The 13,483-nt window shown below is 43.0% G+C and carries 11 protein-coding genes; 10 read left to right on the top strand and 1 reads right to left on the bottom strand.

The features are described 5' to 3' along the window. Positions 1-3: 3 nt before the first annotated feature. The 3 genes from PG766_RS04055 to PG766_RS04065 all read left to right on the top strand — a co-directional run bounded on the left by PG766_RS04055 (position 4) and on the right by PG766_RS04065 (position 1,920). Entirely contained in the window at positions 4-711 is a 708-nt protein-coding gene (locus tag PG766_RS04055; RefSeq protein WP_055157924.1) for an acyl-[acyl-carrier-protein] thioesterase, read from the top strand. 3 nt (positions 712-714) lie between these two features. Beyond that, a complete protein-coding gene (locus PG766_RS04060; protein WP_117835151.1) occupies positions 715-1,536 on the top strand; it encodes a CvfB family protein in 822 nt (273 codons plus the stop codon). Positions 1,537-1,686: 150 nt separating this feature from the next. Continuing rightward, positions 1,687-1,920 (top strand): hypothetical protein, encoded by a 234-nt coding sequence (locus tag PG766_RS04065; protein ID WP_008368971.1) that lies wholly within the window; start codon positions 1,687-1,689, stop codon positions 1,918-1,920. A 420-nt stretch (positions 1,921-2,340) separates the two neighbouring features. Here the strand turns inward: PG766_RS04065 and PG766_RS04070 are convergent, their stop codons facing one another. Further along, complete coding sequence (locus PG766_RS04070) at positions 2,341-2,928, bottom strand: TetR/AcrR family transcriptional regulator (RefSeq protein WP_270203545.1); 588 nt, start codon at positions 2,926-2,928, stop codon at positions 2,341-2,343. A gap of 239 nt (positions 2,929-3,167) precedes the next feature. Here PG766_RS04070 and PG766_RS04075 point away from each other — a divergent pair, with 239 nt between their 5' ends. The 7 genes from PG766_RS04075 to PG766_RS04105 all read left to right on the top strand — a co-directional run bounded on the left by PG766_RS04075 (position 3,168) and on the right by PG766_RS04105 (position 13,448). Beyond that, positions 3,168-6,443, top strand: a complete 3,276-nt coding sequence (locus tag PG766_RS04075) for a M14 family metallopeptidase (RefSeq protein ID WP_270590448.1) — start codon at positions 3,168-3,170, stop codon at positions 6,441-6,443. 33 nt (positions 6,444-6,476) lie between these two features. Beyond that, entirely contained in the window at positions 6,477-7,169 is a 693-nt protein-coding gene (locus PG766_RS04080) for a 5-oxoproline transporter, DUF969 family subunit (RefSeq protein ID WP_008368960.1), read from the top strand. 14 nt (positions 7,170-7,183) lie between these two features. Continuing rightward, entirely contained in the window at positions 7,184-8,137 is a 954-nt protein-coding gene (locus PG766_RS04085; RefSeq protein ID WP_008368959.1) for a DUF979 domain-containing protein, read from the top strand. Positions 8,138-8,246: 109 nt separating this feature from the next. After that, positions 8,247-9,236 (top strand): peptidase, encoded by a 990-nt coding sequence (locus tag PG766_RS04090; RefSeq protein ID WP_243002857.1) that lies wholly within the window; start codon positions 8,247-8,249, stop codon positions 9,234-9,236. A gap of 23 nt (positions 9,237-9,259) precedes the next feature. Next, entirely contained in the window at positions 9,260-9,904 is a 645-nt protein-coding gene (pcp, locus tag PG766_RS04095; protein ID WP_117559045.1) for a pyroglutamyl-peptidase I, read from the top strand. 359 nt (positions 9,905-10,263) lie between these two features. Next, complete coding sequence (locus PG766_RS04100; RefSeq protein WP_270590449.1) at positions 10,264-11,667, top strand: alanine/glycine:cation symporter family protein; 1,404 nt, start codon at positions 10,264-10,266, stop codon at positions 11,665-11,667. Between the two features lie 479 nt (positions 11,668-12,146). Continuing rightward, complete coding sequence (locus tag PG766_RS04105; protein ID WP_118199742.1) at positions 12,147-13,448, top strand: extracellular solute-binding protein; 1,302 nt, start codon at positions 12,147-12,149, stop codon at positions 13,446-13,448. Positions 13,449-13,483: the final 35 nt, after the last annotated feature.

Genomic DNA, 13,483 nt, shown 5'->3' on the forward strand with positions numbered 1-13,483 from the left:
GAGATGTATACATTTGAAAGCAGAGTACGATTCAGTGAAGCAGACCATACGGAGCTTCTGACATTACCGGGGCTTGTTAATTATTTTCAGGACTGTAGTACTTTTCAGTCTGAGGATATCGGATATGGCGTGGAATCACTGAAAAAAAGCGGGCAGGCATGGATTCTTTCCGCATGGCAGATTGTAGTAAACCGTTATCCGAAGCTCGGGGAACATATCCGGGTGTCCACCTGGGCAACGGATTTTACCGGACTTTTCGGACTTCGTAATTTTAAGATGGAGGATGAAGCAGGCGAGATGACAGCCTGGGCCAATTCGGTCTGGGTATATATGGATATGAAAAAAGGAAGACCATGCAGACCGGCGAAAGAAGAGGTCGAGGCTTATCGGCCGGAAGCACCACTGGATGTAGAGTTTGCGCCGCGTAAGATTGTGCTTCCAAAAGAACTGGAAGATGGAGAAAGTTTTCCGGTAAGACGTCATCAGATCGACACAAACGAGCATGTCAATAACTGCCAGTATATTCAGATGGCAATTGATGTGGTGCCGGAATGTGAGCGTGCCGGACAGATCCGGGTAGAATATAAAAAATCCGCAGTTATGGGTGATATTATTTATCCAAAGATGGCGGTAGAGGAACAGAGAAAAATAGTGGAACTTTGTGATGCGGAGGGAAATCCGTATGCGGTAGTAGAATTCAAGGAGAAATAAGAGATGGAATTAGGAAAAAAACAGATGCTTACGGTAGTAAAGGTAGTTGATTTCGGAGTATATCTGGGAGATGACAGAGAAAAGGTTCTTCTTCCGAAGAAGCAGGTTCCGGCAGGAATCGAACCGGGCGATCCGATTGAGGTGTTTTTGTATAAGGATTCTTCTGACCGTCTGATCGCAACGGTAAATGAACCGAAGCTTACACTGGGAGAAAGTGCAATCCTGAAGGTAGTGCAGGTAGGCAAATTCGGTGCCTTCCTGGACTGGGGACTGGAAAAGGATCTGTTCCTGCCATTTAAGGAGCAGACTTATAAGGTGAAACCGGGGGATGAATGTCTGGTAGGACTTTATATTGATAAGAGCCAGAGACTCTGTGCGACCATGAAGGTATATGAGTATCTGACCAGTGATTCTCCTTATCAGAAGGATGATCAGGTAGAGGGAATCGTTTACGAAGTGAGTGATAATTTCGGGGCTTTCGTTGCAGTGGACGGAAAATATTCTGCGCTTGTGCCAAAGAGAGAAGCACCGAAAAGTCTAAGACCGGGAATGAAGATCCATGCGAGAGTGACAGAAGTAAAACCGGATGGAAAGCTGAATTTAAGTGTCCGTGAGAAAGCATTTATCCAGATGGATAAGGATGCGCTTCTGGTACTGGCGCGTCTGGAAGAAAAGGGCGGAGTCCTTCCGTTTAACGATAAAGCAGATGCGGAGGTGATCCGTGCGGAGTTTGATCTGAGCAAGAATGCATTCAAGCGTGCAGTCGGACATCTGTATAAAGAGCGTAAGATCGAGATCCGTAAGGACAGTATTGTTTTGAAATAGACATTGTGATTATGCACAAAAAACAGACTGTTAAATTGTTCACAATGCCCAAAACGCTGATTTGAAAAAAAACCCTTGATTTTCAAAAAAAAATTGTATATATTGAGGGTGTAAAAGATAGGAAGAGATAAAAGAAAAGGAGTGTACATCATGAAGGTACAGAATATTACAAACATTGATAAGTTTTTTGAAGTAGTAGACAGCTGCAAAGGAAAAGTAGAACTTGTAACAGGAGAAGGCGACAGACTGAATCTGAAATCTAAACTTTCTCAGTATGTTTCTATGGCAAATATTTTCTCTAACGGAGAGATTCCGGAACTGGAAATCATTGCATACGAAAAAGAAGACATCGATAAACTGGTTAACTTCATGATCAATGGCTAATTTATATAAATACCAGGAATAGTGAGAAGCAGGAATCAAAGTGATTTGGTTCCTGCTTTTTTGTGTATACGATGAGCCAAGTGCAGATTTGTGCTTGCACAAGGATCTGCATTTGGCGAATGTACATCATTGAGCTGTTAAGCGAGATGGTGTACAAAGTATACAAATCGAGTAGGAGTCAGCCTACTCGATTGTGGAGAGAGACGGTCTGCGAGGGGGAGGTTGTGTGGCGGATTTAGAAAAAGAATAGGTGTGAAGTCCATTGTACAATAAGTGCCTTCACACCTATTCTTTTTCTAAATCCGCCCTCAAGACTTTGGGCGCAGACCTGGCGGCTGCTAAACATAAAAATTCAGGAAACTATAGAGAGATAGTTTCCTGGTATATGGGAGAGGGTATTTATATTGAGGGTGGGTTAGGTTAGTTGACGCGTAAAGATTCAATAAATGGTGTCAGGAGGAATTCGCCGTATTGAAGCAGGGAGAAGCTTCTCTGGGTGAGACACCAGGAGTAGGTGAGACCGATCTGGGCAGAGGTGATCATCTGGGAGAGCTCGACGTAGGAGTAGTCTGACTTTAGTTCTCCACATTTGATCCCGTCGAAAAGGATCTTGCGCAGAATCTTATAATAATTGCGATCCGGGTTTAAAATATGTCTGGTTCCGGTAGTAGCTACCTGAAGACCGTAGAGGGACGCAAAGAGATCCATATATGGTGAATGCTCCAGGTTATTCAGCACAAAATGGTTGAAGGCGAGCAGCAGATCGGCGGCTGGAAGCGTCCGGTCACAGGTCTGAAGCCAGCTATCATAGTCACTGTCGTAGGAATAGGCGAGGCTGAAGAGAAGCTCGTCTTTTCCGCGAAAATGATGATAGAAGGTGCTGCGGGATTTGCCGGAAAGCTCAATGATCTGGGAAATCGTAGTTTCGTCATAGCCCTGTTCTGTGAAAAGCTTCCATGCTGCATCCATGATGTCCTGTTTTGCATGTCGTTTGCCGTGCGTTGTCATAATTGATCGTTCCTGCCTTCTTAAAAGTATTGAAGCTATTGTAACACAGGGAGGTGGAGAGTGCAATGTTTTGTTTCTGCATACATTTTATTGAAAATGTCCATATAAGGATAATATGGTTGACTTTATTTGAACACTTTAGTAGAATGAAGGATATAAAAAGCAGAACGTAGTTCGGAATACAGTATCTTTTTAGACCGTAGTACGAAAACGAACTACAGTGCTTTTGGAGGTGTAAGATGGAAAAATTAAAACTTGCAGCCGGCATGACAGGAGAACAGAAGCGTTATGCGGTTGAAGCAGCACTGCTTCTGGGATTTCAGACAGAGACAGCTACATTTCCGGTGATCACAGCGGACGGTGAGATTCCGGTGCCGGAGAATATGGAAGAGTTGAAAGCCCTGTGGAAAAAGAGTACAGGGGAGACACCGGAAGAGTACGAATCAGCATCAAAGCATACAGGTCCGATCTTTGATCTGGATTTCCGTAAGGAAAAAGGGCTGGAGACGATGCTTCAGAAAGGGGATTTCCTGAAAGACGAGAATCAGGATCTTCTTCCGGATGTGTTGGATGTGAAGATTGTACTTCCGGAGGATGCAGATGATGCGATGCTCGTTGCAGCATGTAACCTGGCATGGCGTTTCGGTATGGAGACAACCGGATATAAAGGAAATATTACAGCGGATGCAGCTTATACAGGCAACCGGCTCGTTCTGGAAAAAGCAGAGCAGACAGAGCTTGTACGGGAAAAAGAAGGAGAAAGTGTAAAAGTATCTCTTCGCGGTGACGGAGAGGAACTAATCGCATTTACCTCCCGCCTCTGTATGGAATTTCCACAGATCAATGGTCAGAGAAGCTGGAAAGACCTGCTGATGGATATGGTGGATGACTTTGTACTGCGCAGCGCAGATGGACAGCTTGCAGCTTTGAAAGCGATGCAGAAAGAGCAGACAGGAGAATACGAAGTGTACGGATCTCCGCTCTGGAATGATACACAGAAAAAAGAAGCCGGGGATGCAAAGGTATATAATTACAAATCCGGACAGAAGATGTACGAGAAGGTGTATGAGCTTCCGTGGGAAGTGGAAGTTTTTGAAAAACTTCTGGAAGAAAAGGTTTATCCGCAGATCGGGAAAGGAAGCAAGGTAAAGATTACCGGTGCGGTAAGTGAAAATATAAAAGTACGCCAGAAGATAAAAGAAAAAATCGAAGACAGAATCCAGATGTTAGGTGCCAAGCCGGAGGATACCTCCGTTATCTGTGCATACAAACAGGGATATTCCTGGATCGTTGAAGAGATGCTTCCGGTGATGAAGGAAGCGCAGGCAGATCAGGTTGAGATTTATTTCAAACCGTTCCTGCCGGAAGGCCAGACAGACTGGCTGGATGAGAACGGTGCAACCCCGTCCTATCACAATCTGAATGCAGACACTCCGGACAAGTGGTATGATCTTCCGATCCGCTATCTGCAGGAACTGTATCCGGTAGAAGATATTCTGGTAAAAGAGCTTGGAATTGAAAGAGATAAAGTCATTTTCAAAGCTTATGAAGGCGAAGAAGATATCACTTATCTCTGCAAGGGGATCAAGGACGAAAAGGTCTGCTGTGAGGATACTTACAAAGCAGTCTGGTCGGAAAGACCATATATGGATGAATATCCGCAGATGGGAAAGGTTCATCCGGCAACCGGTTATGTAAAAGCAGAGATTGACGGACAGGAAGTATTTTATCAGACCGTCCGTACCGATATGGAAGAGATCTGGGATGTTTACCAGAAAGAAGTTCTTCCGGATTGCAGACGATATATTGAGGAAAAGACAGGCGGAAAGATTTCCGCAGACCTGCAGCCGTTTTTCCATGAACTGCGTCTGGACGTGACCGCAAGTGAACCGGACTATGCGACCGGATCAAGAGAGGATCTGATCTCTTCACTGGATGCTTTGCATGAAGATATGTATTTTGTCGGAAGCGACTATTTTAAAAATTACGGTGTGAAGAAAGCAGATGTCATGCTGGATGCGCCGGGACTGATCCTTCCGGTGATCCATGAAAAAGAAGGCAGACCGGTATTTAAGGTGACACTGACCGAGCCGTTAAAAGAAGAAGCATGCATTGTAAAAGATGGAAAAACGGTTCTTTTACAGAGAAAACGGGAAGAAGCAAATGCATGGATTCGTGCTATTTCATGGGAAAATGATAATTTTACTTTCCATATCCGCACAAATGGGGTACAATCTAATGTATTACACACTTACTCAACATTGTGGTCAAAGGGTGTACTGGCAGAGTGTGAAAGTGTTACTGCAGGTACGAAGCTTTTGTTTGAAAGTGAGCAGGGCGAGATACAGTATGCAGCACTTACACCGGAAAGAGAAGAAAAACCAAAGACGAAACGGATTGAAGAGATTGACTTGCATGAGCATGAACTGATCGGATATGATACTTACCGTGAGATCATCGAAGAATTGAAGCAGGTTCCTGGAATCGAAGTGTTCCGGACTACGGTATCTTATACAGGACGTGAACTCTATGCAGTATGGATCAAACCGGAATACGAAGGCTATCTGTCCATGACGAAGCGTATATCAAGAATTCCTGGCGAGATGATCAATGCAAGACATCATGCAAATGAAGTATCTTCGACAAATGCAGCATTTATCCTGATCAAGAAGCTGCTGACAGAAGATGTTTACAAAGATTTACCGGATAAACTGAATCTGGTGATCGTTCCGATGGAAAATGTGGATGGTGCGGCAATCCATTATGAATTGCAAAAAGAGCATCCAAACTGGAAATTCCATGTGGCAAGATTTAATTCGCTTGGAAAAGAGTTCTACTATGAACATTTCCAGCAGGATACGATCCACAGCGAGGCGATGGGATTAACCCGTATTTATGACCGGTATGTCCCGGATATGATCGTGGACAATCACGGAGTACCGAGCCATGAATGGGAGCAGCAGTTTTCAGGTTATACCTCCCCGTCTTACAAAGGCTTCTGGCTTCCGAGATCTCTGCTTTATGGTTATTTCTGGTATGTGACCAATCCAGAGTACAAGGACAATTACCCGGTCAATAAGGTAATGGAAGATGTGATTGCAGACAAGATTGCCGAGTATCCGGAGATGAGAGAATTGAACCGTGAATGGAGTGCTCAGTTTGAAAAATATGCACATGCATGGATGCCGAAATTGTTCCCGGCAAACTATTATAAAGAAATGATCAACTACTGGATCCCGTTCGCGGCAGATCCAAACCATCGTTATCCGTCGATCCGTTTTCCGTGGATCACAACGGTTGCTTATACCAGCGAGGTTGCAGATGAGACCGCACAGGGTGAATACCTGAATTTGTGTGCAAGGGCTCATGTGGCACATGACGAGGCGACTATCCAGATGTTGATGGAAGCAGTGCATGTGATGGAATGTCATCTGGAAGAGCAGGATGGACAGATTTTGACCAGTTACATAAGACAGCGTCCGATGATTGTCAAAGTGACTGGAAAAAATAAATAACTTTTTAATACTTTTCTAAAGGAGGAGTTAGGTATGGAACTCATCAAATTACTTGGCGTGTTAATCGTAATCGTTGGATTCGCGCTGAAACTGGATTCAATCCTCATTATTTTCCTGGCCCTTATCGCGACAGGGATTGTTGGAGGACTTGGAGTGGGCGGACTTCTGGAAACAATCGGTACAAACTTTGTAGCGAACAGAAGTATGGCAATCTTTATCATGATCCTGCTGGTTACAGGTACACTGGAAAGAAACGGTCTGCGTGAAGCAGCGGCAAACCTGATCCGTAAAGTAAAAAGTGCGACAGCAGGTAAGCTTGTTGCTGTATATGGTATGCTGAATGCTCTGTTTGGAGCATTCAATGTCAGCTTCGGTGGAGTTGCCGGATTTATCCGTCCGGTACTGCTTCCGATGATCGAAGGTGCGATCAGCAATAAAGAAGGAAAAGCAAATGAAGATCACGTAGAAGAAGCAAAAGGACTTGCTGTTGCTATGCAGAACTTTACATGGTTCTTCTTCCAGGTACTGTTCGTAGGTGGTGCCGGCGGAATCCTTGTACAGACAACACTTGCAGGTCTTGGATACGAAGTAGAACTGATCGACCTTGCAGCAGCTGAAATCCCGGTAGCATTAGTTGCACTTGTTGTTTCCTGCGCATTTGTTATTGTGAAAGATAACAAACTGATGAAGAAATACTATGGAAAATCAACAGATACTAAGAAATAGAGGGAGGAAGACAGATGAGTAATTTAAAATTTATACAGGTCGGCGATTCGTTTAATGCAATCGGACTGAATGTAGTATGGGTAATTATCGGATTGATCACGATTTACGCAGGAATCAAGAACCTGCTGGATAAAGAGAATCCGTCAAGAGTCGGAACCGCTGTTTTCTGGTGCTCTTTCGGTATCGTTTGTGGATTTGGTTCATGGCTCCCGGCAAAGGTTTCTGGTGCGCTTGTTCTGATCATGTGCCTGCCGCCAATCTTCAAGAAAGTAAAAATCGGAAAAACAGATAATCCGACAAAGGAACACACAGAACAGCAGTTTAAGAAGATCGGAATGAAGATATTTGTCCCGGCATTCTCCGTAGCGGTATGCTCTCTGTTCTTTGCATTATTCAGTAATATGAGTTCTATGGTCGCAATTACCGTTGGTGTGATTGTAGCTATGATCTTACTGATGGCATTCGATGCAAAACAGAATAAACCGGCAGTCTTTTTGAATGATTCTGAAAGATTCCTTGGAATCACAGGACCTCTCAGTATGCTGCCACAGCTGCTTGGATGTCTTGGAGGTGTATTTACCGCTGCAGGAGTTGGCGATGTAATCGCACAGCTTGTTGAAAAGATTGTTCCAAAGGGAAATGTAAATATCGGGATCATCGTTTATGCAATCGGTATGGTACTCTTTACCATGATCATGGGAAATGCATTCGCAGCTATCACCGTTATGACAGTTGGTATCGGTGCACCGTTCGTTCTTGCTTACGGTGCTAATCCGGTGGTGATCGGTATGCTCGCACTTACATGTGGATACTGCGGAACTCTGCTTACACCGATGGCAGCGAACTTCAACATCCTGCCGGTTGCGATCCTGAACATGAAGGACCGCTGGGGCGCTATCAAAAATCAGGTTCTGGTTGCAATTTTTATGCTTGTGTTCCAGATCTGTTATATGATAGTATTAAAGTAAATAAGACATAAGTAGCTAAGGTCATTATTTCACTGGAAAAGCAGAAAATAATGGCCTTAGAATTCGTAAGCTTATTCTAGTTTTTGGTATGGAGAAAGAAGAGGGACATATGACACCGAATATGGAACGGGGTGCCCGGATCATTATTCACGAATGGGTAAAAGTAAGGGCGTGGGACAAAGTACTGATCGTGACATCGAAGGAATATCTTGCAGAAGCAAAAGCAATGGAAAAAGAGGCTTCCGGAAAAGCACGGTCAGTGAATACACTGCTTGTCGAGAACAAGGGGCGCCATGTGGGAATCTTTTTTGATGATAATGAAGCAGTTTTTGATCCTTATACGGCAATTATCGCGGCGACAGAGTATTCGCTGGTGACAACGAAAGCCGCAAAGCGTGCGATACAAAGACACAAGAAATTTCTGTCCTTGCCACTGGCAACCAATGACGGAAGATCTTTTCTGGAATACGATTTCCTGACGATGGATACGAAGAAGAGCCGGCTGATGGCAAAGGCATTTATCAAATATCTCAAGTATTCAGAAAAAGTCCGTGTGACAACTCCGGCAGGAACGGATATGATGTTCTACAAAGTGGGCAGAGATCCGGGATTTTTTAACGGAGTTCTAAAGGATGGAAAGGGATATTCTTCTTCCAGTATTGAGGTCTATGTCCCGATCGAGGAGACAAAGACAGAAGGTGTGATGGTGCTTGACGGTTCTCTGGGATATATTGGTCGCGCAGAGGAACCGACAAGGATTTTATTTAAAGGCGGACGGATTACGGAGATTGAAGAGACTCCGACCGGTATTCGGTTGAAAAAATACATGGAAGATTATCAGGATTCCCGGATCTATATTGCGGGGGAACTCGGAATCGGGCTTAATTCATGCTCACAATGCCTTGGAAACTGCTATATTGAAGATGAATCTGCTTATGGGACATTCCATGTAGGACTTGGGCGTAATATTGCTCTTGGAGGTATTCAGAACGCCAAAGGGCATTTTGATCTGGTATGTATGGAACCGGATATCTACACGGACAACCGACAGATTATGCAGCAGGGGAAGGTTATTATCCCGGAGCCTGTGTTATACTAAGAGATATAAAGGAGGAAATTAACATGAAGGTTTTATTAACAGGATTTGATCCATTTGGAGGAGAAAGCGTAAACCCGGCATTCGAGGCAATCAAGCTTCTTCCGTCAACAATTGCGGGGGCAGAGATCGTATATGTAGAGATCCCTACAGAATTCAAGAAAAGTGCACCGGCAGTTGAAGCGGCAATCAAAGAACATAACCCGGATATAGTGATCAATGTAGGTCAGGCAGGCGGACGTTCCTGCGTCACTGTAGAAAAAGTAGGAATCAACCTTGCAGATGCCCGGATTCCGGACAATGCAGGTGACCAGCCACTTGATGAGCCACTTCAGGCAGACGGTCCAACCGGATACTTTGCAACAATTCCGGTAAATGCAATGGTTCAGAATGTACGTGCTCACGGACTTCCATGCCATGTATCTTTCACGGCAGGAACCTACGTATGCAACTGTGTAATGTACAATGTACTGCATATGTGTGCAACCAAATACACTAACATCCGTGCCGGATTTATCCATGTACCATATGCTTGCGATCAGGTTGTAGATAAGGCGAACGGAATGGCAAGTATGCCGCTTGAGACAATCGCAAAGTCTCTGGAATATTGTGTTGAAGCTGTAGTGAATAATACAGAAGATGTAAAAGAGGCTATGGGAACTACTCACTAGTTTTATGAAAGAAAAAAGTACCGCTGTGTCAGAATGAAGCTGATGCGGCGGTTTTTTTGTAAAAATTCTATTGAAAATATAATTTCATGTTGCTTAATGAAAATGGACGTTCATTATATCTTAAGAAATTCTATTATAAAGAAAAAGAATTGATTTGTCACGGGCAGGAATGTTATGTATAATATGCATAAAGAAAGTCGAAGCGGAAATAAGAAAAATGAACAATTTTATGAACGGAGAGAGCTTTTTTCAAAAAACAAGTTGATTAAGAAGGTGAAGAAAAAAATCTAGTGGGGAAAAGATTATCGTAAAAATAGAATATGGATGGAAAACAATAACAGAGGCGAAGGAGAAGTGAAATGAGTAGTTTAATGGGGATGCTGACGACTATCCAAAGTTATGTATGGGGACCTCCGACATTGTTGCTGCTGATTGGTACAGGGCTTTACTTTACGATCAAATTGAGAGGACTGCAGATCACAAAATTTCCACGTGCAGTAAGGGCCATTTTTGAAAAAGAAAGTGGGACCGGAAGTGGAGAAGGAGATGTATCGGCATTTGCGACTCTATGTACAACGATGGCAGCAGACATAGGAACGGGAAGTATTGTTGGAGTTGCAACGGCGCTTCGAATTGGTGGACCGGGATCGTTATTCTGGATGTGGATTTCAGCCATACTTGGTATGGTGACGAAATATTCAGAAAGTCTTTTAGCGGTAAAATACCGAGTGACGGACGAGAATAACCAGATGGCCGGCGGACCGATGTTTTATATCCAAAATGGTATGGGAGAGAGGTTTATTTGGCTTGCAAAAATCTTTTCTGTGTTTGGCATATGTACAGCATTATTTGGCTGCGGAACGTTTCCGCAGGTAAATGCGATCACAGAATCTGTCAATGTGACATTCCATATACCGATCATTGTAGCAGGAGTCATCATAACAGTGCTTACTGCGGTTGTAACGATCGGAGGAATTAAAAGTATTTCAAAGGTTGCTGAAATTGTGGTGCCGATTATGGCGCTTACTTTTCTCGGAGGCTCGGTAGTGGCGCTGGTGATCAACCGGGCGGCAGTACCGGATGCTTTTAAGACCATTTTTACCTGTGCATTTGCAAAAGAATCGGTAATCGGAGGAACTGCAGGAACAGGTGTCATTACGTTTATGACGGTTATGAGAACCGGGATTGCCAGAGGTGTCTATACAAATGAGGCAGGACTTGGAAGTTCACCGATCGTGGCAGCAGCGGCGAAGACGAATTCCGGTGTAAGACAGGGCCTTCTTTCCATGACAAGTGTGTTTGTTACTACGATTCTGACCTGTTCCATGACAGGACTAGTTATCATCAGCAGCGGGCTGATGGACAGTTCGGATATGAACGGAAGCACACTTGTTACAGCTGCTTATAACATGTGTCTGCCACACAATATAGGCATGTATCTGATCGCAGTAGGAATTATGTTCTTTGCATTTACCACCATTCTGGGATGGAATTATTACGGAGAACGCTGCCTGGTTTATCTGACCGGCACAACAAAATGGATCAAACCATATAAGATCATCTACATTGCAGCGATTGCACTGGCACCGTTTTTATCGCTGGAACCAATCTGGCTTCTTGCAGATATCACGAATGCGCTGATGATTATTCCAAACCTGATCGCAATCATTGCACTTAGAAAAGTGATCATTGGGGAAACAAAACTGTATTTTTCAAAACGAAATGAAGAAAAAATGTCTGCTGCGGTAAAAGCAGTGAAGTAAGAAAAGAAACCACCGCATTGAGAGAAAAATTTCAATGTGGTGGTATTTTTGCGTTAGAATGAGGTTGTGACACCGAATCAGAGTGCTTTCTTTTTGCTGATTCGGTGCTCAAGATTATTGATGATAATGAAAAAATCCGGGCGATTTCAATTCAAAAATGTAGTGGTGTGGTGAAATGCGGATGGTATGAGACCACGTTTGAAAAGCGGGTAATTATCTGAATAGTCAGAATAAATAATGTGAGTACACGAGAACATAAAGAAAAGACACAGAAACAAGGAATAAATGCACAAAAATATAATTCTAAAATGTGTAATATTAACAAAGATATAAAAAGCATTTGACTTTTAACAAGAGAAGGAATATCCTTTACTTAGAACAAAAAACGTACACGTGTACATTGCGAAAAAGCAAAGAAAATATAGTGCTTGAACTTGACGAAGGGAAAGTATTTACTACGTTTCAGAAAGGGAATCAATATGAAAAAGTGGAAAAGAATTACGGCATTAGGTTTATCTGCGATGATGATTGCATCACTTACAGCATGCGGAGGTTCAGGGGACAAAAAAGAGTCAAAGAAATCTGGAGATTCTAAAGGAACAACTATTACTTTTTGGAATAGTTTTACCGGTGCAGATGGAGATATGCTGGTGAAAATGGTTGACAAGTATAACAAAGAGAATAAAGATGGTATCACAGTAAAAATGGATATTTCTTCGGATCTTGACAGTCAGTTATCAACAGCCTTTGCTGCAAATGAGGGACCGACAATGATTCTTAGTTCAAGTGCATACCGCTTTACTTATGGAGATTATCTTCAGGATGTAAGTGATGTATTTGATAAAACGAATCTGGACAAAGATGATTTTATTCAGTCTTATCTGGACTACTGCTCCGATGACGAATCGATGTATTTTGTTCCGTTCCAGGTAGTTGGATATTATATGTACTGGAATAAAGATCTGTTTAAAGATGCAGGATTGGATCCGGATACACCGCCGGCAACATGGGATGAATGGCAGAAAGATGCAGCTAAGATTACTGATGCAAACAAGAATGTTTACGGTTCGGGAATTTCTTATGATTATGCTTATCAGATTGCACATATCATGCAGCGATTTGGAGGACTTGCGGTTACAGATGACAACGGAAACTGGAAAGCTAATTTTGAAGGCAATGCAGGATATGAAAAATTCCTGAATATGTATAAAGATATGGTTGATAATGGTGATAATCCGTTAGAAGCAGATACAGATTCAATGGCAAGCGCCGGTCAGATTGGAATAACAATAGGCGGACCATGGGTAACAACCGGACTTGATACAGCCGGTGTAAATTATGGAATCAGCCTGATCCCACAGGGAGATGCCGGAGATATGAATTCTGTAGAAGTCATTGGATTTGGTATTACGACAGCAGCCAGTGAAGAAGAAAAAGAAGCAGCATATAAATTCATCGAATGGTGGAATACAGCAGATAAAGATGGAAAAAGCCCGGCATTAGAATGGTCACTTGAAAATGGTTTCCCGGCATATACATACTCTGTACAGGACAATGAAGAATACAAGGCAAATAAAAAATTAAGTGCTATGTCAGCAGCAAATCCGGAAGCACCTACAGATTTTATTGTAGATTCTAATTTTCCAGGAATCAGTTCTGTATTAACAGATGTTATTCCGGAAATGATCAATTCAGTGGCATTTGGAAAGTCTTCTGTGGATGAGGCTTTGGAAAAGGCACAGAATTCAGCAGATAAGATTGTAGAAAAGTACAATAAATAGAATGCTGTTAAACGGGGAAATGAGGCGGCTTAGAT

Source organism: Coprococcus sp. LG101-27 (genome assembly GCF_027695515.1).
Lineage (GTDB): Bacteria > Bacillota > Clostridia > Lachnospirales > Lachnospiraceae > Allocoprococcus > Allocoprococcus comes.